Here is a 21,258-nt window from a genome sequence, read left to right as displayed (position 1 = left end):
CGGTAAACTGGTTGCATGAGCGACCTTCCCCTACTCGAGGCGCTGGATCGGCGCCGCTCGGTGCCCTCCAAACAACTCGGCGAACCCGGCCCCGACGACGCCACCCTGCAACGCATGCTGCAGGCCGCGGTGCGGGTGCCCGACCACGGCAAGCTGGTGCCGTTCCGCTTCCTGCGCATTGCCGGCGACGCGCGCCACACGCTGGGCGAGTGGCTGGTGCAGCGCACGCTGCAACGCGAACCCAACGCCTCCGAAGCCGCGCTGGACAAGGAACGCGGGCGCTTCACCCATGCGCCGCTGATCATCGCCGTAATCGCGCGACTGACGCCCGGCCACAAGGTGCCGGAACAGGAGCAACTGCTCAGCGCCGGCAGCGTGTGTTTCGCCTTGCTGCAAGCCGCGCAGGCGCTGGGCTTCGGCGCGCAATGGCTGACCGGTTGGGCGGCCTACGACGAAGTCATCCACGAACGGCTGGGCGTAAGCGAACACGAGAAGGTCGTCGGCTTCATCCATATCGGCACGCCGAAGCTCGATGCGCCCGAACGCGAGCGTCCGGACCCCGCGGCGCTGCTGAGCGACTTCGCGCCGTGAGCGCGGCCCCGCTGCCGGCAGTCAAGCCGACCCTGCACCTGATCGACGCCAGCCTTTACGTGTTCCGTGCCTGGCATTCGATGCCGGACGAATTCCACGACGCGGAAGGCTGGCCGACCAATGCGGTGCACGGCTTCGCCCGTTTCCTGCTGGAACTGCTGGAAAGGGAACGCCCGCAACACATCGCCGTGGCTTTCGACGAAGCGCTGGACAGTTGCTTCCGCAACCGCCTGTATCCCGCGTACAAGGCCAACCGCGAAGCCGCGCCGGAGGAACTCAGGCGCCAGTTCCGCCATTGCAAGGCGCTGTGCGCTGCGTTGGGCCTCAACGTGCTGGCGCACCACGATTACGAAGCCGACGACCTGATCGGCAGCGCCCTCCACGCGCTGCGCCCGCGCGGCTTCCGCGGGGTGATCGTGTCGGCGGACAAGGACCTGTCGCAGCTGCTGTACGAGCACGACGAGCAATGGGATTTCGCCCGCAACCAGCGCTGGGGCCAGTCCGGAGTCAAGGCGCGCCATGGCGTCGAAGCGCGGCAGATCGCCGACTACCTGGCCCTGTGCGGCGACGCGGTCGACAACATCCCCGGAATCAGCGGCATCGGCAGCAAGTCGGCCGCCGTCCTGCTGGCGCATTTCGGCGACCTGGATACGCTGCTGGCGCGGGTCGACGAAGTGCAGTTCCTGCGCCTGCGCGGCGCCGCGCAGATGGCCGCGCGCCTGCGCGAGCAGCGCGAACAGGCCCTGCTGTGGCGCCAACTGACCACCATCGCGCTGGACGCGCCGTTGCACGAGGCCGAAGCCGATTTCCGCCGCAACGGCGCGGACGCCGGCATGCTCGACGGCTTGTCCGAGGCATTGCGCTTCGGCCCGATGACCCGCCGGCGCCTGCAGGAAGCCGCGCTGTAGCGAACGCCTGTCATCCGCCTGCAGTTACCATGGCGGCATGAACCCGAAGACCGCACCCGCGAAAACCGTGTACGACGGCCGCTATCTGCGCATGCAGGTGCGCGGCACCTGGGAATACGCCGAACGCACCCATGCCGGCGGCCTGGCCGCGATCATCGTCGCGGTGACGCCGGACGACAAGGTCGTGTTCGTCGAACAGTTCCGCGTGCCGCTGCAGGCACCGACCATCGAAATGCCGGCCGGCCTGGTCGGCGACATCCATGCGGGCGAAAGCATCGAGCAATCCGCGATCCGCGAACTGGAAGAGGAAACCGGCTGGACCGCAGAGCGCGCCGAACTGCTGATGACCGGCCCGACCTCGTCGGGCATGAGCAACGAACGCGTCGCCTTCGTCCGCGCCACCGGCCTGCGCAAGGTCGGCCCGGGCGGCGGCGACGGCAGCGAGGACATCACCGTGCACGAAATACCGCGCAGCGAAGCCGCGGCGTGGCTGGCGCGCAAGATGGGCGAAGGCTACGAACTCGACGCGAAGCTGTGGGCGGGACTATGGATGATCGACCACAATCTCGACGGCACGCCGCGCGAGTGATCCTTCCCGGGATCCGCGCTTAACGCCCGCGCAGCGTTCGCTTGACGCCGACTTCCCCCGTCCTGTGGCGGAGTACCGGCATCGTCAACGCAGCGAGGACGCCATGATCGAAACCATTCCCTTCGATGCCGACAATGTTGTCGGCTTCCGCATCACCGGCAAGCTGCGCGGCGAAACCCTCGACGCCATTTCCGCGAGCCTGGAAGACAAGTTGCGCCGGCATGCCAAGGTGCGCATCTACGCCGAAATGCCGCGTTTCGAAGGCGTGACCCCGGAAGCGGTGTTCGACGACCTGCGCCTGGCCATGCGCCACTGGCGCGATATTGAACGCGAAGCGGTGGTCACCGACGAGGCCTGGATACGCAAGATCACCCCGCTCGGCCACGCCATGGCGCCCGGCATCGAAGTCAAGGCGTTCGCCACCGCCGATCGGGAAGCGGCGCGGGCCTGGATCGCCAGCTGAGCGCCCTGCTTCCCGGGAAGGCTCGGGCCTTACGCGAAACCGTCGGTCGCCCGCACCAGCGCATCGACGTTCTCCGCCTCGAACGCCGAATGGCCCGAGGCCGGGCTGACATGCAGCTGCGCCTTCGGCCAGGCCTTGTGCAGGTCCCATGCGTTCTGGATCGGGCAGACCACGTCGTAGCGGCCATGCACGATCACGCCGGGGATGTCGGCGATGCGATGCGCGTCGCGCAGCAACTGGTCGTCCGCTTCGAAGAAACCGCCGTTGACGAAGTAGTGGTTCTCGATGCGGGCGAAGGCCAGGGCGAACTTCGGATCCTCGTGGCCGCTGATGAAATCGTCGTCCACGTGCAGGAACGAAGTCGCGCCTTCCCATACGCTCCACGCGCGTGCCGCGGCCAGGCGCACGGCTTCGTCGCCGGAGGTCAGGCGGCGATGGAACGCGGAGATCAGGTCGTGGCGTTCCACCGGCGGGATCGCGGCGAGGTAGTGCTCCCACGCATCCGGGAACAGGCGGTTGGCGCCTTCCTGGTAGAACCACTCCAGTTCCCAGCGACGCAGCATGAAGATCCCGCGCAGCACCAGTTCGGTGACGCGTTGCGGATGGGTTTCGGCGTAGGCCAGCGCCAGGGTCGAACCCCAGGAGCCGCCGAATACCTGCCAGCGCTCGATGCCGAGCTTCTCGCGCAGTTTCTCGATATCGGCGACGAGGTCCCAGGTGGTGTTGCCGACCAGGTCCGCGTGCGGGGTCGAACGCCCGCTGCCGCGCTGGTCGAACAGAACGATGCGGTATTTGTTCGGATCGTGGAAGCAGCGCATCTTCTCGCTGCAACCGGCCCCGGGGCCGCCGTGCAACAACACCACCGGCTTGCCCTTCGGGTTGCCGCACTGTTCGTAGTACAAGGTGTGGCGCTCGTCCACGGCCAGCGTGCCGGTGTCGTAGGGTTCGATGGCGGGATAGAGCGTGCGCATGGTGGTCCTCGGGTGAAATCTGTCCGTCTATTGTAGGAGCGCCCCTGGGCGCGACGACGCTTTCACGAGAAAGCCCGGTCGCGCCCACGGGCGCTCCTACGGAATGCGACCAAGGGTGACGCGATCGCGACCCTCGAGGTCGGCTTCCGTGGCGATTTCGATGAAACCGGCCGCCGCCAACAACTCGCGGATCGCCGCGCCTTGGTCGAGTCCATGCTCCAGCAGCAGCCAGCCGCCCGCGCGCAGGTGCGCAGGCGCGTCCGCAACGATTTCCCGGATCGCATCCAGGCCATCGCGCCCCGACGACAACGCCGCCGCCGGCTCGTGCGGCAGGCTGCCCTCGCGCAGGTGCGGATCGCCCTCGGCGATGTACGGCGGATTGCTGGCGATCAGGTCGAACACCTCGCCGGCCAACGGCGCGAACCACGAGCCGTGGCGGAAAGCGACGTTGGCCAACCGGTTTTCGCCCGCGTTGGCCTGGGCCACGGCCAGCGCGTCCGCGCTGGCGTCGGTGGCGACGACCTGCGCTTGCGGGCGTTCGCTGGCGATGGCCAAGGCGATGGCCCCGCTGCCGGTGCCGAGATCGGCGACCCGCGAGGGCGCCCCGGCCGACAGGCGAGCCAGGGCCAGCTCGACCAGCAACTCGGTTTCCGGGCGCGGCACCAGCGTAGCCGGGCTCACCGCGAGGTCGAGCGTCCAGAAACCGCGCCGGCCGGTCAGGTAGGCGACCGGCTCACCGGCCTGGCGGCGGCGCCACAGCCCGGCGAAACGCCCGGCCGCAGCGTCCTCCACCGCATCGCCCGCATGGGCGAACAGCCAGGCGCGATCGCGGCCCAGGACGTGGCCGAGCAGGGTTTCCGCGTCGAAACGGGCCTCGGCGGGCTGGTCGACGGTGGCTTCACGCAACAATTCGGCAATGCGGGTCATATATCCGGTGCAGGGCTTGGAAATCGGCTCGATAGGCATCATCTATCTATCCAATCCCATCAATCAATTTGAGATATCTATCGGGCCAACCTAGTATGGCTGCAGTTTCCCACCCCTCCCTCCAACCTCGAGGATCCGCGATGTCCCTGATCAACACCCAAGTCAAACCCTTCAAGGCCCAGGCCTTCCACAACGGCAAGTTCATCGAAGTGACCGACGAGAGCCTGAAGGGCAAGTGGTCGGTCGTGATCTTCATGCCCGCCGCCTTCACCTTCAACTGCCCGACCGAGGTCGAGGACGCGGCCGAGCATTACGCCGAGTTCCAGAAGGCCAACGCCGAGGTCTACATCGTCACCACCGACACGCACTTCTCGCACAAGGTGTGGCACGAAACCTCGCCGGCCGTGGGCAAGGCCCAGTTCCCGCTGGTCGGCGATCCGACCCACCAGCTGACCCGCGCGTTCGACGTGCACATCGACGAGGAAGGCCTGGCCCTGCGCGGCACCTTCGTGATCGATCCGAACGGCGTGATCAAGACCCTGGAAATCCACGACAACGCCATCGCGCGCGACGTCACCGAGACGCTGCGCAAGCTGAAGGCTGCCCAGTTCGTCGCCAGCCACCCGGGCGAAGTGTGCCCGGCGAAGTGGAAGGAAGGCGCGCAGACGATCAAGCCGTCGCTGGACCTGGTCGGCAAGATCTAAGCCGGACCACCCACCCCTTCCCGAACGGGAGGGGGTTGGGCTGAGGGCGGCGCGACGCCGCCCTGACCCCAGCCTTCTCCATTCCGCCTCTGCACCCGCGTTGCCGAGCGGCAACGCCTGCCCGCAAACAGGAGCCCACCATGTTGGATGCCGACCTCAAGACCCAACTCGCCGCCTACCTCGAGAAGCTGCAGCAGCCGATCGAACTGGTCGCCTCGCTCGACGATTCGGACGCTTCGCGCGAACTCGATGGCCTGCTCGCCGACATCGCTTCGCTGTCGCCGAAGATCTCCCGCGCGAGCGGCAACGACGCGCGCAAGCCCTCGTTCCTGATCCGCCGCGCCGGTACCGACATCGCGGTCGGCTTTGCCGGCATCCCGCTCGGCCATGAATTCACCTCGCTGGTGCTGGCCCTGCTGCAGGTCGGCGGCCATCCGGTGAAGATCGACGACGCGCTGGCCCGGCAGGTGCGCGAGCTCGACGGCGATTTCGTGTTCGAAACCTACATGTCGCTGCATTGCCAGAGCTGCCCGGACACGGTGCAGACGCTGAACGCGATGAGCGTGCTGAACCCGCGCATCCGCCACGTGGCCATCGATGGCGCGCTGTTCCAGGCCGAAGTCGAAGCCAAGCAGATCCTGTCGGTGCCGACCATCTACCTCAACGGCGCCGAATTCGACGCTGGCCGCATGAGCATCGAACAGGTCCTCGCCAAGCTCGACACCGGCGCGGCGGCGCGCGCGGCCGAAGCGCTGAAGGACGCTGCGCCGTTCGACGTGCTGGTCGTCGGCGGCGGCCCGGCGGGTGCGGCGGCGGCGATCTATGCCGCGCGCAAGGGCATCCGCACCGGCATCGTCACCGAGCGTTTCGGCGGCCAGGTGCTGGACACGATGGCCATCGAGAACTTCCCTTCGGTCGAATACACCGAAGGCCCGAAGCTGGCCGCATCGCTGGAGGCGCACGTGCGCAACTACGATGTCGAGCTGATCACCGCGCAGCGCGCCAAGGCCCTGCACCCGGCCGCGCGCGAGGGCGGGCTGATCGGCGTCGAACTGGAAAGCGGCGCGACCCTGCGCGCGAAGACGGTGATCCTGTCGCCGGGCGCGCGCTGGCGCCAGACCGGCGTGCCCGGCGAAACCGAGCACCGCAACAAGGGCGTGACCTACTGCCCGCACTGCGACGGCCCGCTGTTCAAGGGCAAGAAGGTCGCGGTGATCGGCGGCGGCAACTCCGGCGTGGAAGCGGCCATCGACCTTGCCGGCATCGTCGACCACGTCACCCTGCTCGAGTTCGACGGCAAGTTGCGCGCCGACGAAGTGCTGCAGCGCAAGCTGCGCAGCCTGCCCAACGCGACCGTGCACGTGAACGCGCAGACCATCGAAATGCGCGGCGACGGCAGCAAGCTGCGGGCGCTGCGCTACACCGACCGCAGCAGCGGCGAATCGCACGAGGTCGAGCTGGCCGGCGTGTTCGTGCAGATCGGCCTGCTGCCGAACAGCGAATGGCTGAAGGGCACGGTGGAACTGAGTCCGCGCGGCGAGATCGTCATCGACGACCGCGGCCACACCAGCGTGCCGGGCGTGTTCGCCGCCGGCGACGCGACTACCGAGCCGTTCAAGCAGATAGTCGTTGCGATGGGCGCCGGTTCGACCGCCGCGCTGTCGGCCTTCGATTTCCTGATTCGCCACTCGGCCCCCGCCGAGTCCGCAGCGAAGGCGGCCTGAACCATGGCCGCCGCGTCGCGCCCGTTTGCCGTCCAGCGCCTCGACCACGTGGTGCTGCGCGTGCGCGACCTCGACCGTGCCGAGGCGTTCTACCGCGACGTTCTCGGCTGCGCGGTCGAACGCCGCCGCGACGACCTCGGGCTGCGCCACCTGCGGGCGGGCGCGTCGATGATCGACCTGGTTTCGGTCGACGGGAAACTCGGCCGACGCGGCGGCGCGGCCGCGGGCGACGAGGCGCGCAACGTAGACCACGTCTGCCTGCGCATCGAGCCGTTCGATGAAGCCGCCATCGTCGCCCACCTCGCCGCGCATGGCGTCGCAGCGCAAGGGCCCGCCAGCATCAATTTCGGCGCCGAGGGCGACGGCCCTTCGCTGTACTTCCACGACCCCGACGGCAACACCCTCGAACTGAAGGGACCCGCATGAACCTGCGCGACCTGAAGTACCTCGTTGCCCTGGCCGACCACAAGCATTTCGGCAAGGCCGCCGCGGCCAGTTTCGTCAGCCAGCCGACGCTGTCGACCCAGATCCGCAAGCTCGAGGAGGAACTCGGCGTGTCGCTGGTCGAGCGCGCGCCGCGCAAGGTGATGCTCACGCCTGCCGGCCGCGATGCCGCCGAGCGCGCGCGGCGCATCGTCGCTGAAGTCGAGCAGATGAAGGAAGCGGCGCGCCGCAGCCAGGATCCGGAAGCCGGCACCGTGCGGTTGGGCATCTTCCCCACGCTCGGCCCGTACCTGCTGCCGCACGTGGTGCCTCTCATCCGCGAGCGCTTCCCGCAACTGGAGCTGCTCCTGGTCGAGGAAAAGAGCGAAGTGCTGCTGTCGCGCCTGCGCGAAGGCCGCCTCGACGCCGGCCTGCTCGCCCTGCCGGTGCACGACGACCAACTGCATGCGGAATTCCTGTTCGAGGAACCGTTCCTGCTGGCGGTGCCGGAAACCCATCCGCTGGCGCGGCGCGATGCGCTGAAGCTCGACGAATTGTCGGACCAGAAACTGCTGCTGCTGGAAGACGGTCATTGCCTGCGCGAACAGGCGCTGGAAGTATGCCGCCTCTCCGGTGCCAACGAAAAATCCGAATTCCGCGCGACGAGCCTGGAGACCTTGCGGCAGATGGTCGCCGCCGATGTCGGCATCACCCTGCTGCCGACCCTGGCGGTGAAGCCGCCGGTGGCGCGTTCGGACAACATCCACCTGCTCGGCTTCAGCGATTCGCATCCCAGCCGCCGCATCGCCATGCTGTGGCGCAAGAGTTCGGCGATGCACGGTTTCCTGTTGAAGCTGGCGGAAGTGTTCAAGCAATTGCCGGACGAACTGTTTTCGCCGCAGTTCGACGCCGTGCCGCGCCAACCCAAGCCGGCGCCCGCGAAGCGCGCCTGATCGGCTCAGCCCGGCTGCAGCGCCGGCATACCGCCGGCCGGCGGGCGCCTGCCCGGGAACAGCAGTGCGATACCCGCCGCGGCCAGGCCGATGATCATCGAGCCGAGATACAGCCAGGCATAGCTGCCGAAGCGATCGTACAGCCAGCCGCCGAACAGCGGGCCCAGCGCCATGCCTAGGCTGGACAGCATCGTCGCCGCACCGAGCACGCCGCCGAGGATCCGCGGCGCGAAGGCATCGCGCGCCAGCGACGCGTACAGCGGCATGGTGCCGCCGTAGGCCATGCCGAACACGATCGCCACCGCGTAGAAACTTCCCAACCTATCTGCCAGCAAATACGCCGCGGCCGCCAGTGCTTGCACCACCAGACCGGCGACCAGCACCGGCTTCGCGCCCCACTTGTCGGCCAGCACGCCACATAACAAACGACCGCCGAGGCCAGCCGCGCCTTCCATGCTGTAGATGGTCACCGCGGCGGTCATCGGCAGGCCGCAACCGACCGCGTAGCTGACCGTGTGGAAGATCGGCCCGGAGTGCGCCGCGCAGCAGGCGAAGAACGCCAGCGCCAGCACGATGAACGCACGCGAGCGTACCGCCTGGGCCAAGCCCATGCCGTTGCCGCCGGCGGTTTCGCCACCCGCATGCGCTTCGATCGGCGCCGTGCGCACGAACCACACCGCCGGCAAGGTCAGCGCCCAGGCCAGCACGCCGACGATCTGCAGCACGGTGCGCCAGTCGTGCTGGGTCACCAGCCACGCCACCAGCGGCGAAATCGTCATCGGCGCCACGCCGACGCCCGCGGACACCAGCGATATCGCCAGGTTGCGACGCTTTTCGAACGACGACGCGGCGGCCGCGATCACCGGGGCGAAGAAGCTGGCGACCGACAGTCCCATCAGCACGCCGTAGGCGAGCTGGAACTGCAGCAGGCTGCCGGCATGGCTGGCCAGCACGCAGGCCAGCCCGAGCAGGATCGAACCGGCCAGCACGCACACGCGCGGCCCGAAACGGTCGCTCAGCATGCCCCACAGAAAACCGCCCAGGCCCATCGCGAGGAAGGCGAGGGTCATCGCGCTGGACAGGCCGGCGCGCGACCATCCGGTGGCGGCGCTCATCGGCGTCAGCAGCACGGCCAGAGCGAACAGCACGCCCACGCCGACGCAGCCCATCAGGGCGCCGGCGGCGACCAGCGGCCAGTTGCGGTCGGTGGCCAGGTAAGCGGGAGTGGGAACTCGGTGCATGTCGGCGATTTCCTGGGGAATTCGTTTCCTCGACGAACCAACGCGCCCGGAATCGACAGCTAGAGCGCGCGCCCGTCGAAATGCCGGACCGGCAGCGACGCCAAGTCGACGCCCTCGAGGCAACGGACGTTGATCGCCGTCATTTCCCGCCCATCGGAGACTTCGGCTTCGAGGAACGGATGGATGCCGCAGTCCGGGCAGAAGCGATGCCGTACCGCATGCCGGTTGAAGGTGTAGGTGCGCATCGCGTCCGCGCCGGCAAGCAGTTGCATCTGCCCTCGCGGCACGAACCACATCAGCACGCCCTTGCGCTGGCAAATGGAGCAATTGCAGGCCACGACCTCGCCCAGTTCGCCTTCGACCTCGAATGCGATACGCCCGCAATGACAACTGCCTTGGTATTTCATGTTCCGCCTCGATGGGTTGGTGCGGGGGCCAGGTTCAGTTCCAGTCGTCGATCTTCACGTCGTCCGGGTACGGCCTGCCTTTCCCGGTTTCGACCAGCTGTTTCAGGCTGAGCAGGAACACCGCCCACTTGGTGCTGCAGTGATGCATGAACTCGACCGGCTCCTTCCAGCCTGCATGCCTGAGCAAGACGATGGTGTAGTCGCCTTCGCGGCGCAGGTCCCACGACACCTGGGTACCGATCCATTCCTGCGGGCCATCGACGACCCGCCACAGCGCGCGCTTGCCCGGCACGGCTTCCAGCACCTCCATGTCGAAGAAGCCGTGCTCGCCGAACCGGAAGTGCACGGTGTCGCCGACGGCGCCCTCGCCGTCCACCTGGTCCGTCCACCAGCCGGACAGGCCGCGTTGCGTGGTCAGCGCGGCGTAAACGGATTCCGGGGCCGACACGATGCCGACCCGATGCAGGATATCGACCATGGATTGTTCTCCGGGTATTCGATCGATCAGGCCGACAGGCGCCGCTCGTATTCGCCGCGCAGGCGCTGCCAGCCGTCCCAGAACGGCTCGGTCTCGCGCCCGCCGACGCGCGCTTCCAGCACGTTGATGTGCATGTGCCAGCCGGCGCCGATCATCAGCATGTTGTTGCGGTCGGAGATGCCTTCGTGCAGCACGGTCAGCATGACCTTGTCGCCGTGGCGCTCGAGGTCGAAGGCGACCTTGCCGCTGTCGCCCCAGGTGAACACCAGCCGGCGCGGCGGATCGAATTCGACGATGCGGCTTTGCATCCGGTGTTCTTCGCCGAAATTCGCCGGCTTGTTGCCGGGCGGATCGGTCAGCTCGTCGTTGCGCCAGACCAGTTCGAACGACGAACCGGCCTGCGGCGACATGTCGCCCGCGGCCAGCCATTGCCGGCGCAACTCGCCGTCGGTGAGGTAGGACCAGATGCGTTCGATCGGGCCGGGCAGCAGGCGCTGGATGCGCACGGTGCCGGGCGCGGTCACGGTGCCGTAATCGGCTTCGGGGGTGATGGCGATGTTCATGGCTTGCTCCGTGGGTTGCGGGGTTTGCGCGCCGGCTTGGCCGTGCGTCCGTCGGCGGGCTTGGTGGCGGCGTCCTCGGCCTTGAGCAGGGCTTCGAGGGCGTCGAGCTTGCGGGTCCAGAAGCGTTCGTAGTGGCGCATCCATTCCGCGCCCATGTGCAGCGGCCGCGCGTCGAGCCGGCAGGTATGCACGCGTCCCTGCACTTCGCGCTGGATCAGTCCGGCGCGTTCCAGCACCTGGATGTGCTTGGACGCGCCGGCCAGCGAGATGTCGAACGGCGCGGCCAGCTCGCCGACCGTGCATGGGCCTGCGGCCAGGTCGTTCAGCATCGCGCGCCGGGTGGGATCGGCCAGGGCGTGGAACACGCTGTCGAGCAGCTGGGCGTCGCGGCGATTCGGGTATTTGTCAACCATAAGGTTGAATATACGCCGGCCCGGACGATTGTCAACGGTTTGGTTGAATATTTTTCGCCGTTCAGCCCCGGCTTGAACCGGGCGCACAACCGGGCTACGGTTGCCCTGCAAATCAGGAATCCGATGGGCGGCGCGGCGACGCGTCGCCCGTTTCCTTTTCTGCGCCCATCAAAAACAAGAGGAACCTCCCATGTCGACCCTTCCCGTCAGCGGCCTGCCGCCTTCGTTGATCGTTTCCAGCCGCGACTTCGCCCGGCTGGAAGCCCTGCTGGACACGCCGGTGCTGCGCCGCCACCCCGCCGCCCTCGCGTTGATGGACGAACTCAACCGCGCCGAGGTGCGCGCGCCGGAAGACATGCCCGGCGACGTGGTGACGATGCATTCGCGGGTGGAATGCCGCGACGAACTTTCCGGCGAAATCCATCGCCTGACCCTGGTCTATCCGAACGAAGCCGAAGTCGAGAAAGGCCGCGTCTCCGTGCTGGCCCCCGTCGGCAGCGCCCTGCTCGGCCTGTCGGTCGGCCAGAGCATCGACTGGAACGCGCCGGGCGGCCGTGCCCTGCGCCTGCGCGTGACCGGAATCGACTACCAACCCGAAGCCAGCGGCGACCTGCACCGCTGATCCGCACGCAGAAAGCACTTTTCCGTGGCCGATCCGCGCCACGGGACAGGGCATACTTGTGCATCCCGTTCCCTCCACTTCTCCGAACGCATGAACGCATCCGCCCCCTCCAAGCTCCAGCAACTGCGCGAACTGTCCGTGGTCGTCGCCGACACCGGCGATTACGACGCGATCAAGCGGCTCAAGCCGGTCGATTGCACGACCAACCCCACGCTGGTGAAGAAGGCGCTGGACCTGCCGGTGTACGCCGAACTGATCGAACGCGAACTCGCCTGGGCGCGCGCCCAGGGCGGCGACAGGGCCGCGGTGGTCAACGAAGTCGCCGACCGCCTGACCGTCGGCGTCGGCGCCATGCTCAGCGCGCTGATCCCCGGCCGCGTTTCCACCGAGGTCGACGCCGACCTCGCCCACGACACCGCCGCCACCGTGGCCAAGGCGCGCAAGTTCATCGCCATGTACGCCGAACGCGGCGTGGCGAAGGATCGCGTGCTGATCAAGGTCGCGGCGACCTGGGAAGGCGTCGAAGCCGCGCGCCAGCTGCAGGCCGAGGGCATCGACTGCAATCTGACCCTGATCTTCAACCCCGCGCAGGCGCTGGCCTGCGCGGAAGCCGGCGCGTTCCTGATCTCGCCCTTCGTCGGCCGCATCCTCGACTGGTACGTGGCCAACGGCCAGGTGCCCGCGAACATCGACGAAGATCCGGGCGTGAAGTTCGTGCGCGGCGTCTATGCCGAATTCAAGAAGCGCGGCCACGCGACGGTGGTGATGGGCGCGTCGTTCCGTTCGACCGCGCAGATCGAAGCGCTGGCCGGCTGCGACCGCCTGACCATTTCGCCCGACCTGCTGGAAAAGCTCGACGCCGACCACGGCGAACTGCCGCGCAAGCTGACCCCGGGCGCTGCGGTCCCGGGCGACTACGCGCCCGTCACCGCCGCAGGCTACGCCGCCGCGCTGGACGCGGACGCCATGGCGAAGGAAAAGCTGTCCACCGGCATCGAGATCTTCGCCAAGGACCTGCACGCCCTGCGCGACAGCATCGCCGCGCGCCTGGCCTGAGCGGAATCCGTCGGTGACCCTGAACCGCCTGCTGTTCGCCGGGTTGCTGCTCGGCCTGCTCGGCTGGTGGTTCTCGCCGTATTCGCCGCGTCCGGTGCATGCGCCGACGGGCGTCGCCGGCAACTCGTTCTGCCCGCCGCCGCCGCAAGTCGCGGCCGGCGCTCCGCCGCTGCAAAGCGACGTGCCTGCGTCGCTGCGGCCGTTCGCCTTGCAGGCGGCGACGCTGACCCCGTTGGCCGGTTTCAGCGTCGATGCGCGGGTGTTGTCGCGCGAAGACTATTCATGGGATCGCGAGGCGAAGCTTTCGCCGACCGACCTGGCCCTGGGCTGGGGACGCATGGCCGACGATGACGCGCTGTCGCGCCTGTCGCTGAGCCAGTCGGTGCGCTTCTTCAGCTATTCCTGGGAAGACCAGCCGCCGCTGGATCCGGCCGAGATCGTCCGCAGCGCGTCGAACATGCACATGATCCCAGCCGACGACACGGTCGCCCGTGCCCTGGCCGACGTGCGCAAGGACGACCGCGTGCGCATCGACGGCTGGCTGGTCCAGGCCGATGCCGGCGATGGCTGGCGCTGGCGCAGCTCGTTGAGCCGCGACGACAGCGGCGCCGGGGCCTGCGAAGTGGTCTACGTCTGTTCCATCAGCCGCCAGGGCATGCGATAGCCCAGTAGGAGCGCCCCTGGGCGCGACCTAATCATCGCGGCTGAGACTCGGATTTTTCCTACCTCGGCAGACCAAGTCCGCCGACAGTCACGACTCTCGCGCGGTTCTATGTTGCCGACATGGCAAATACTCCTCCCGGCCACCGCGCCTTGCGCAAAGGCCGCGTCAGCCTCGCACACCACATATACCTCGTTACCGCCGTCACGTCCGCGCGCGAACCAGTTTTCGCAGATCCACGTGCCGCCGACATTGCCTGCCGCTGTTTCCACGCCGGGAACCGACTGACTGCCACTCGTCTTCTGGCTTGGGTACTGATGCCCGACCACGCACATTGGCTGCTGCAATTGGGCGAAGGAGAAACCCTGCCGGACACTGTCGCTCGATTGAAATCGGTTAGCTCACACGAAGTCAATCGCTTGCTGAAACGACAAGGTCGTCTGTGGGCTCACGCTTACCATGACCGCGCCTTACGGCACGACGATGACATGCTGGCAGTCGCACGCTATATCGTCGCCAATCCAATTCGCGCAGGTTTGGTTCGTCGTGTCGGCGATTATCCCTGGTGGAACGCCATCTGGCTGTAGGAGCACCCTTGGGCACTACCACGCATCGGAGAACTGCGGTCGCGCCCAGGGGCGCTCCTACAGTCCCACCGGGCAACTGACCCCGGTGCCGCCGATTCCGCAATAACCGCCGGGATTCTTCGCCAGGTATTGCTGGTGGTAGTCCTCGGCGAAATAGAACGGCGGCGCGGGGAACACGATCTCGGTGGTGATGTCGCCGTAACCTGCGGCGCGCAGCCGCTGCGCGTAGGCATCGCGGCTGGCGAGCGCGGCGTCGTACTGCGCCTGGGTGTGGCAATAGATCGCGGAGCGGTATTGCGTGCCGCTGTCGTTGCCCTGGCGCATGCCCTGGGTCGGGTCATGGTTCTCCCAGAACGCGCGCAGCACCTGCTCCAGGGATACCTGCGCGGGATCGAACACCACGCGCACCACTTCCGTGTGCCCGGTCAGGCCCGAACAGACCTCCTCGTAGGTCGGATTGGGCGTCTGCCCGCCCTGGTAGCCCACGGCGGTGACGTACACGCCCGGCAGCTGCCAGAACTTGCGTTCGGCACCCCAAAAGCAGCCCATGCCGACGTCCAGCGTCTCCATGCCGGGGAATTCGCCGCGCAGCGGATGGCCGTTGACGTAATGCACGTTGCGCAGCGGCAGCGCTTCGGCGCGGCCGGGCAATGCCTCGCCTTCGCGCGGCAGGCGTTGCTTGAAGGCGCCGATGCCGAGTTTTTCCAACAGGTCGCTCATGCGGACCTCCTTTCAGGCCGGGAGCAGTCCCGGGTCTTCCGCACCGTCGGAGATGGGGTCGATGGCGGCGTCCAGCAAGCCCGCGGCCTGCAGCACGTCGCGCGCCTGCGGCCACGCCGCCTCCGGCACGCAGACCCGCAGCACGCCGAACAGCGGCAACTCGCCGCCCGCACCCAGCAGCGATTCGCCGAACACGAACGCGGGGATGCCGGCGTCCTCCAGCGCGTGTCGGGCCAGATGGGCGTCGAACAGGTTTTCGGCTCGGTAGGCGACCTGCATGGGCGGCAGCATACGCCGGGAAAACCGTTTGGACACGGATTTACGCGGATACGCACGGATAAGGTCAAGAACCCGCAATGGAGTGCCATTCCGGGGAGGAATGGCAAAATCGTTCTATCCGCGGTTACCCGCGTAAATCCGTGTCCAACGCTTTCAAGCGCGCAGGGCATCAGTGGCCGCGACGGTTTCCGTTTCGGCCGCGGCCGCCTCGCGCCATTCGCGCAAGGCCGGCAGGGCCAGCAGCGCCTGCAGGTAATCGGCCGCTGGGCCAGTTACCGGCACGCCATAGCCGTCGAAGCGCACCGCGACCGGCGCGAACATCGCGTCGACGATGCCGAAATCGCCGCACAGGAACCCGCCTTCGCCACCGAAACGTCCGCGCAATTCGCCCCACAACGCCTGCATCCGGTCGATGTCGCGCTGCGCCGCGTCGTCCCAGCGATAACCGTCGGGCCGGCGACGGCTGTTCATCGGCAGCTGGCTGCGCAGGGCGACGAAACCCGAATGCATTTCCGCCGCCGCGACCCGTGCCAGCGCGCGTGCGGCCTGCTCCCGGGGCCAGCCGCGCCCATCCAGCCAGCGTTCGTTGGCGTATTCGCAGATCGCCAGCGAATCCCACAGCGACAGTTCGCCGTCCTCCAGCGCCGGCACCCGCGCCGTGGGCGAGTACTGCCTGATCCGGGCGTGGAACTCCGGCGTGTCCAGCGGCAGGCGGATCTCGTCGAAATCCACGCCGAAATGCCGCAGCAGCAGCCACGGACGCAGCGACCACGACGAGTAGTTCTTGTTGCCGATGACCAAAACCGGACGGCTCATGCGGGGATTTCCTCGGAAAAAGGGCACAGCATAGGCTTCCGCCGTCGCGGCCGGGTGACGGGGTCGGCTAAAATCGCGTTTTGCCGCCGCAGCGCCATTCCCCGCATGTCCGATACCTCCTCGCCCGCCGACGCCACCCCTGAGAAGAAGGATTTCATCCGCCAGATCGTCCGCGACGACCTGGCCAGCGGCCGGCAATCGGCGGTGCGCACCCGCTTCCCGCCGGAGCCGAACGGCTACCTGCATATCGGCCACGCCAAGGCGATCTGCCTGGACTTCGGCGTCGCCGCCGAGTTCGGTGGCTGGTGCAATCTACGCCTGGACGATACCAACCCGGCCAAGGAAGACCCCGAATACGTCGAGGCGATCCAGGACGACGTGCGCTGGCTCGGCTTCGACTGGCATTCGCTGCGCCACGCTTCCGACTATTTCGACGTGCTGTACCTCGCCGCCGAGAAGCTGATCCAGCAGGGCGACGCCTTCGTCTGCGACCTGAGCGCCGAGGAAGTGCGCGAGTACCGCGGCACCCTGACCGAACCGGGCCGCAACTCGCCGTACCGCGATCGTTCCGTGGAAGAGAACCTCGACCTGTTCCGGCGCATGCGCGCGGGCGAGTTCCCCGACGGCGCGCGCACCCTGCGTGCGAAGATCGACATGGCCAGCGGCAACATGAACCTGCGTGACCCGGCGCTGTACCGGATCAAGCACGTCGAGCACCAGAACACCGGCAACACGTGGCCTATCTACCCGATGTACGACTTCGCGCATTCGCTCAGCGACGCGGTCGAAGGCATCACCCATTCGCTGTGCACGCTTGAGTTCGAGGACCACCGCCCGCTGTACGACTGGTGCGTGGACAAGGTGGACCTGGCGCATTCGCCGGAACTGGTGAAGCCGCTGACCGACAAGGGCCTGCCGTTCGAGGCCGCCAAGCCGCGCCAGATCGAATTCTCGCGCCTGAACTTCAACTGGCTGGTGATGAGCAAGCGCAAGCTGCTGCAGCTGGTCGAGTCCGGCCGTGTCGACGGCTGGGACGATCCGCGCATGCCGACCCTGCAGGGCATCCGCCGTCGCGGCTACACGCCTTCCGGGCTGCGCCTGATGGTCGACCGCGTCGGCATCAGCAAGCAGAACTCGCTGCTCGACATTTCCATCCTCGAGGGCGCCCTGCGCGACGACCTCGACGCGCACGCGCAGCGCCGCATGGCGGTGATCGATCCGTTGAAGATGGTGCTGACCAACCTGGACGGGAACCACGAAGAGTCGCTGACCTTCTCCAACCACCCGAAGGACGCCAGCCAGGGCGAGCGCAGCATCCCGTTCTCGCGCGAACTGTGGATCGAGCGCGAGGATTTCGAGGAAGTGCCGCCGCCGGGCTTCAAGCGCCTCACCGTGGGCGGCGACGTGCGCCTGCGCGGCGCCGGCATCGTCCGTTGCGACGAAGTGGTGAAGGACACGGACGGCAAGGTCGTCGAACTGCGCTGCACCCTGGATCCGACTTCGCGCCCGGGCATGGAGGGCGCCAACCGCAAGGTCAAGGGCACCATCCATTGGGTCAGTGCGAAGCACGCGGTACCGGCGGAAATCCGCCTGTACGACCGCTTGTTCACCGTCGCGGATCCGGACAACGACGAGGGCGGCAAGAGCTATGTCGACTATTTGAATCCGGATTCGCGCAAGGTCGTCACCGGCTACGTCGAACCGGCCGCCGCCGAGGCTGCGCCCGAGCAGAGCTTCCAGTTCGAGCGCGTCGGCTATTTCGTCGCCGATCGCTACGACCACAAGCCGGCCGCACCGGTGTTCAACCGCAGCGTGACCCTGCGCGATACGTGGGCGTCGAAAGGCTGACGAGCCGCCCTGCTCGGTAGAGCCGAGCATGCTCGGCTGCTCTTGCTCTCGTAGAGCCTGCCCCCGCGTAGGCGGGGGTGCCGGGCTTGCCCGGCACGCTTTTGACCTTCGTGGCGATAGCGAGGCAAGCCGGGACGAGCCAGGCTTCCACAACGGCGAAAGCGAAAGCAGCCGAGCATGCTCGGCTCTACAAGGCACGCTTGCGGCCGCCTTCAAGCCGGGATGACTTAGAATCCGTTGCATCACCGCACCTTCCGGAACCACCATGCGCAAGCTGCAGTCGTTCCTCGCCGTCTTCATCTTCCTCCTGCTCGTCGCCTGCGCAGCGCCCGCTGCGGCGCCGGATCACGCCTTGGCGGATCGACCTGCGGACTCGTCGCAATCGACGGCCGTGAAATCGGGCTCGGTCGTCCTCGACATGAGCTGCAAGACCGATGCCGATTGCGCGGTGAAGGACGTCGGCAACTGCTGCGGCTATTACCCTGCCTGCGTCAACAAGGACAGCCCCACCGACCCGGCCGGAGTGCGCGCGCAGTGCCAGTCGAAGGGCATGGTCGGCGTGTGCGGCTTTCCGTCGATCACGTCCTGCCAATGCCGCAGCGGCCAGTGCACCGCCGCCGGCAGCGGCGTGATGCCGATCGAAGACCCGGCGCCCGTCCCCAACCCGGTGAAATGATGCTCTACGCGCAAGTCCACCTGACCCTGCCCGCGTGGGTCCACGAGTTCGTCGATCATTCGGCGGCCTACGCCAGCGACGACGACAAGGTCGCGCTGGCGATCGCCCTGTCGAAGCGGAACATCGAACACGGCAGCGGCGGCCCGTTCGGCGCCGCGGTGTTCTCGCCCGACCACCGCATCGTCTCGGTCGGGGTCAACCGCGTGGTGCCGATGAGCACCTCGCTGGCCCATGCCGAGAACGTCGCCTACATGCTCGCGCAACAGCGTTTGCAGACCTTCCGCATCAACGCCATGTTCGACGGCCCGGTGACCCTGGCGACTTCATCGCAGCCGTGTTGCCAATGCTATGGCGCGACCGTGTGGGCGGGCATCGACCGCCTGCTGATCGGCGCGCGCGCCGAGGACGTCGAGGAGCTGACCCCGTTCGACGAAGGCCCGCTGCCCGCGGACTGGGTCGGCGAATTGAGCCGCCGCGGCATCGAAGTCGTGCGCGACCTGCACCGCGACGCCGCACGCGACGTGCTGCGGACCTATGGCGAAACGGATGGCGCGAAATACTGACCCACTTCGTGGGAGCGGCCATGGCCGCGATGCATTCGCCAGAAAAGCCATCGCGGCCATGGCCGCTCCCACGAACGATTTTTTCCCAAGAATCCCCTACATGACCGGTCTCCTCTGCTACTGCCGCCAGGGCTTCGAACCGGAACTCGCCGCGGAATTGGGCGAACGGGCGGCGCTTGCGGGCATCGCCGGCTACGCCAAGGCCACGCGCAACGCTGGCTACGTGGTCTTCGCCAGCGACGACGCGCGGCTGTCCGCCGTATTGCCGTGGCGCGAGCTGGTGTTCGCGCGGCAGAAGCTCGCGTTGATCGCCGAACTGCGCGGCATCGACCCCAAGGATCGCATCACCCCGATCCTCGCCGCGCTGGCCGGCGGCGGGCGCTATGGCGACCTTTGGGTGGAGCATCCCGATTCGGACGAGGCCAAGCCGCTGGCCGGGCTGGCCCGCAGCTTCGGCAATGCCCTGCGGCCCGCGCTGCGCAAGCAGGGCTTCCTGACCGACAAGGAAGACCCGCGCCTGCCGCGGTTGCATGTCGTATTCGTGCAGGGCGATCACGTCTTTCTCGCCCGCGGCGAGGCGCGCGACAGCGCGCCATGGGCGCTGGGCATCCCGCGCCTGAAGCTGTTGAACGATGCGCCATCGCGTTCGGCGCTGAAGCTGGAAGAAGCGCTGCTGGCGCTGCTCGATGCGGATGAGCGGGGGAGACTGCTGAAGCCCGGCATGACCGCCGCCGATCTCGGCGCCGCACCGGGCGGCTGGACCTGGGTGCTGACCCGCCATCACCTGCGCGTGACCAGCGTGGACAACGGCCCGCTGCGCGAACACGTGATGGCGACCGGCCTGGTCGACCACTTGCGTGCCGATGGCTTCCACTGGCAACCGCCGCGCCCACTGGACTGGATGGTCTGCGACATGGTCGAACAACCGCGCCGCGTGGCCGAGCGCTTGGCGACGTGGTTCCGCGAAGGTTGGTGCCGGCATGCGATCTTCAACCTGAAGCTGCCGATGAAGAAGCGCTGGGACGAGACGCGGCTGTGCCTGGACCTGTTCGCGGAAAAGGCCGGAAAACCGCTGACGGTACGCGCCAAGCAGCTTTACCACGATCGTGAAGAGATCACGGTGTTCGCAACACCCGAGTAATCATGTAGCGCCTGCCCCGTGCTTGATACGGCGGCGGGCTCCGGCCTGCCGTCGCGGACATCGCGATCGCCAAAGGCGGGTCGAGACCCGCCCTACCGTTTGCGCAATCCGCCGGCCATTTCTCATCCCCTGCTACACGGCCATGGCAAGCTAGGTTCCTAGCCGGAGACACCCCATGCAGACTCTCGAACTCAAGGACCCCGCCGCGTTCGGCAACGAATTCCTGCGCCTGACCCTGTTGCAGGGTTTCCAGTCGCTGACCAAGCGCGACCTCGAACTGCTGATCTTCGTGCTGCTGGAACGCGACGGCGCGATCGGCCGCGACGAGTCCAACGCCGCCGTCGCCCTGAAACTGCGGGTCACCCCGGCCAAGGTCAAGGCCCTGCGCCGAGACGGCTACGCCCGCTGGCGCGCGCTGGTGCCCGAAGAGAACGACGCCGCGCTGCGCCGCATCGTCGCCACCGTGCTGACCGAGGCCAACCTGCGTTCGGGCGCCAAGCACGTCAGCGAACGCAGCCGCAAGGAGGGCTTCCTTGCCGTCCGCATCGAGCACCCGGACGACGCACAACGTTTCGAACAGGCGATCCTCGATGTCGGCGCGCTGCCGGTCTACGAGCGCAACCGCGAAGTCGTCGCCGTGCGCTTCGATACGCTGCTGAAGATCGCCGAGAAGTGGGGTTATCTGCAGCCGGACGCGGAAAAGATCACCAGGGAACTGAAGAAGCTGGCGCCGACCGCCGAGGAAGTGGCCGACCTGCTGAAGAAGGACGTGACCAAGCTGCGCTGGGAAGACGCGCGCAATGCCCTGAACAGCCTCGGCGCAAAGGCCATCTCCAGCACGGCCGAGGGTGGGTTGAAGGGGTTGCTGAAGATCGTATTCCCGTTCATTCCGGGCTGATTTCTGCCGTCATCCCAGCGAACGCTGGGATCCATT

The 21,258-nt window shown here is 67.4% G+C and carries 27 protein-coding genes; 17 read left to right on the top strand and 10 right to left on the bottom strand.

Annotated features, from left to right (window positions below; translation table 11 throughout):
- Positions 1–15: 15 nt before the first annotated feature.
- From J5837_RS16420 to J5837_RS09625, 4 genes are all read left to right on the top strand, one after another.
- Positions 16–591, top strand: coding sequence for a nitroreductase family protein (locus J5837_RS16420; protein ID WP_244755854.1), 576 nt, complete (start codon positions 16–18; stop codon positions 589–591).
- On the top strand, positions 588–1,499 hold the full coding sequence (locus J5837_RS09635; protein WP_425504836.1) for a 5'-3' exonuclease: 912 nt from the start codon (positions 588–590) through the stop codon (positions 1,497–1,499). Before J5837_RS16420 ends, J5837_RS09635 begins: the two co-directional genes overlap by 4 nt.
- Before the next feature lie 37 nt (positions 1,500–1,536).
- Entirely contained in the window at positions 1,537–2,088 is a 552-nt protein-coding gene (locus tag J5837_RS09630) for an NUDIX hydrolase (protein ID WP_210536544.1), read from the top strand.
- A gap of 103 nt (positions 2,089–2,191) precedes the next feature.
- Positions 2,192–2,551, top strand: a complete 360-nt coding sequence (locus tag J5837_RS09625; protein WP_210536543.1) for a SpoIIAA family protein — start codon at positions 2,192–2,194, stop codon at positions 2,549–2,551.
- 29 nt (positions 2,552–2,580) lie between these two features.
- Here J5837_RS09625 and pip read toward each other — a convergent pair whose 3' ends face one another.
- Positions 2,581–3,522 carry a prolyl aminopeptidase gene (pip, locus tag J5837_RS09620; RefSeq protein ID WP_210536542.1) on the bottom strand — a complete coding sequence of 314 codons (942 nt, stop codon included), beginning with the start codon at positions 3,520–3,522 and terminating at the stop codon, positions 2,581–2,583.
- Between the two features lie 96 nt (positions 3,523–3,618).
- The gene (gene prmC / locus J5837_RS09615; protein ID WP_210536541.1) at positions 3,619–4,449 is read right to left on the bottom strand and encodes a peptide chain release factor N(5)-glutamine methyltransferase; all 831 of its coding nucleotides are present in this window, start codon (positions 4,447–4,449) and stop codon (positions 3,619–3,621) included.
- 140 nt (positions 4,450–4,589) lie between these two features.
- Here prmC and ahpC point away from each other — a divergent pair, with 140 nt between their 5' ends.
- From ahpC to J5837_RS09595, 4 genes are all read left to right on the top strand, one after another.
- Positions 4,590–5,153 carry an alkyl hydroperoxide reductase subunit C gene (gene ahpC / locus J5837_RS09610; RefSeq protein ID WP_210536540.1) on the top strand — a complete coding sequence of 188 codons (564 nt, stop codon included), beginning with the start codon at positions 4,590–4,592 and terminating at the stop codon, positions 5,151–5,153.
- A gap of 140 nt (positions 5,154–5,293) precedes the next feature.
- Complete coding sequence (gene ahpF, locus J5837_RS09605; protein ID WP_210536539.1) at positions 5,294–6,877, top strand: alkyl hydroperoxide reductase subunit F; 1,584 nt, start codon at positions 5,294–5,296, stop codon at positions 6,875–6,877.
- A gap of 3 nt (positions 6,878–6,880) precedes the next feature.
- A complete protein-coding gene (locus tag J5837_RS09600; protein WP_210536538.1) occupies positions 6,881–7,303 on the top strand; it encodes a VOC family protein in 423 nt (140 codons plus the stop codon).
- Positions 7,300–8,253, top strand: a complete 954-nt coding sequence (locus J5837_RS09595; RefSeq protein ID WP_210536537.1) for a LysR substrate-binding domain-containing protein — start codon at positions 7,300–7,302, stop codon at positions 8,251–8,253. The genes J5837_RS09600 and J5837_RS09595 overlap by 4 nt, the downstream gene beginning before the upstream one ends.
- A 5-nt stretch (positions 8,254–8,258) precedes the next feature.
- On the opposite strand, the gene J5837_RS09590 is transcribed toward J5837_RS09595, so the two are convergent.
- The 5 genes from J5837_RS09590 to J5837_RS09570 are packed head-to-tail and all read right to left on the bottom strand — an operon-like array spanning position 8,259 to position 11,355.
- Positions 8,259–9,494 carry an MFS transporter gene (locus J5837_RS09590; RefSeq protein ID WP_210536536.1) on the bottom strand — a complete coding sequence of 412 codons (1,236 nt, stop codon included), beginning with the start codon at positions 9,492–9,494 and terminating at the stop codon, positions 8,259–8,261.
- A 59-nt stretch (positions 9,495–9,553) separates the two neighbouring features.
- Positions 9,554–9,901: a GFA family protein gene (locus tag J5837_RS09585; protein ID WP_210536535.1), complete on the bottom strand. Its 348-nt coding sequence runs from the start codon at positions 9,899–9,901 to the stop codon at positions 9,554–9,556.
- A 34-nt stretch (positions 9,902–9,935) separates the two neighbouring features.
- Positions 9,936–10,379 (bottom strand): SRPBCC family protein, encoded by a 444-nt coding sequence (locus J5837_RS09580; RefSeq protein WP_210536534.1) that lies wholly within the window; start codon positions 10,377–10,379, stop codon positions 9,936–9,938.
- A 26-nt stretch (positions 10,380–10,405) separates the two neighbouring features.
- Positions 10,406–10,942, bottom strand: a complete 537-nt coding sequence (locus J5837_RS09575) for an SRPBCC family protein (protein WP_210536533.1) — start codon at positions 10,940–10,942, stop codon at positions 10,406–10,408.
- Positions 10,939–11,355, bottom strand: a complete 417-nt coding sequence (locus J5837_RS09570) for an ArsR/SmtB family transcription factor (protein ID WP_210536532.1) — start codon at positions 11,353–11,355, stop codon at positions 10,939–10,941. Before J5837_RS09570 ends, J5837_RS09575 begins: the two co-directional genes overlap by 4 nt.
- Before the next feature lie 190 nt (positions 11,356–11,545).
- Between J5837_RS09570 and rnk the strand changes: the two genes are divergently transcribed.
- The 4 genes from rnk to J5837_RS09550 all read left to right on the top strand — a co-directional run bounded on the left by rnk (position 11,546) and on the right by J5837_RS09550 (position 14,281).
- Positions 11,546–11,977, top strand: a complete 432-nt coding sequence (rnk, locus tag J5837_RS09565) for a nucleoside diphosphate kinase regulator (RefSeq protein ID WP_210536531.1) — start codon at positions 11,546–11,548, stop codon at positions 11,975–11,977.
- Positions 11,978–12,067: 90 nt separating this feature from the next.
- Complete coding sequence (locus J5837_RS09560; protein WP_210536530.1) at positions 12,068–13,033, top strand: transaldolase; 966 nt, start codon at positions 12,068–12,070, stop codon at positions 13,031–13,033.
- A 13-nt stretch (positions 13,034–13,046) separates the two neighbouring features.
- Positions 13,047–13,697 carry a hypothetical protein gene (locus J5837_RS09555; RefSeq protein ID WP_210536529.1) on the top strand — a complete coding sequence of 217 codons (651 nt, stop codon included), beginning with the start codon at positions 13,047–13,049 and terminating at the stop codon, positions 13,695–13,697.
- Positions 13,698–13,816: 119 nt separating this feature from the next.
- Complete coding sequence (locus J5837_RS09550; protein ID WP_210536528.1) at positions 13,817–14,281, top strand: REP-associated tyrosine transposase; 465 nt, start codon at positions 13,817–13,819, stop codon at positions 14,279–14,281.
- Between the two features lie 57 nt (positions 14,282–14,338).
- On the opposite strand, the gene msrA is transcribed toward J5837_RS09550, so the two are convergent.
- From msrA to J5837_RS09535, 3 genes are all read right to left on the bottom strand, one after another.
- The gene (gene msrA / locus J5837_RS09545) at positions 14,339–15,001 is read right to left on the bottom strand and encodes a peptide-methionine (S)-S-oxide reductase MsrA (RefSeq protein WP_210536527.1); all 663 of its coding nucleotides are present in this window, start codon (positions 14,999–15,001) and stop codon (positions 14,339–14,341) included.
- Positions 15,002–15,013: 12 nt separating this feature from the next.
- Entirely contained in the window at positions 15,014–15,280 is a 267-nt protein-coding gene (locus J5837_RS09540) for a putative signal transducing protein (RefSeq protein ID WP_210536526.1), read from the bottom strand.
- Between the two features lie 153 nt (positions 15,281–15,433).
- Positions 15,434–16,096, bottom strand: coding sequence for a glutathione S-transferase (locus tag J5837_RS09535; RefSeq protein WP_210536525.1), 663 nt, complete (start codon positions 16,094–16,096; stop codon positions 15,434–15,436).
- A gap of 105 nt (positions 16,097–16,201) precedes the next feature.
- Between J5837_RS09535 and J5837_RS09530 the strand changes: the two genes are divergently transcribed.
- The 5 genes from J5837_RS09530 to J5837_RS09510 all read left to right on the top strand — a co-directional run bounded on the left by J5837_RS09530 (position 16,202) and on the right by J5837_RS09510 (position 21,222).
- Entirely contained in the window at positions 16,202–17,944 is a 1,743-nt protein-coding gene (locus J5837_RS09530; RefSeq protein WP_210536524.1) for a glutamine--tRNA ligase/YqeY domain fusion protein, read from the top strand.
- 265 nt (positions 17,945–18,209) lie between these two features.
- A complete protein-coding gene (locus tag J5837_RS09525; protein ID WP_210536523.1) occupies positions 18,210–18,620 on the top strand; it encodes a hypothetical protein in 411 nt (136 codons plus the stop codon).
- On the top strand, positions 18,620–19,183 hold the full coding sequence (locus J5837_RS09520; RefSeq protein WP_210536522.1) for a nucleoside deaminase: 564 nt from the start codon (positions 18,620–18,622) through the stop codon (positions 19,181–19,183). The genes J5837_RS09525 and J5837_RS09520 overlap by 1 nt, the downstream gene beginning before the upstream one ends.
- Before the next feature lie 100 nt (positions 19,184–19,283).
- Complete coding sequence (gene rlmM / locus J5837_RS09515) at positions 19,284–20,324, top strand: 23S rRNA (cytidine(2498)-2'-O)-methyltransferase RlmM (protein ID WP_210536521.1); 1,041 nt, start codon at positions 19,284–19,286, stop codon at positions 20,322–20,324.
- A 175-nt stretch (positions 20,325–20,499) separates the two neighbouring features.
- Positions 20,500–21,222, top strand: a complete 723-nt coding sequence (locus J5837_RS09510; RefSeq protein WP_210536520.1) for a hypothetical protein — start codon at positions 20,500–20,502, stop codon at positions 21,220–21,222.
- Positions 21,223–21,258 lie beyond the last annotated feature (36 nt).

This window comes from Pseudoxanthomonas helianthi (assembly GCF_017939625.1).
Taxonomy (GTDB): domain Bacteria; phylum Pseudomonadota; class Gammaproteobacteria; order Xanthomonadales; family Xanthomonadaceae; genus Pseudoxanthomonas_A; species Pseudoxanthomonas_A helianthi.
Note: the sequence above shows the minus strand (reverse complement) of the source record. Positions and strands in the feature narration are given on the sequence as shown.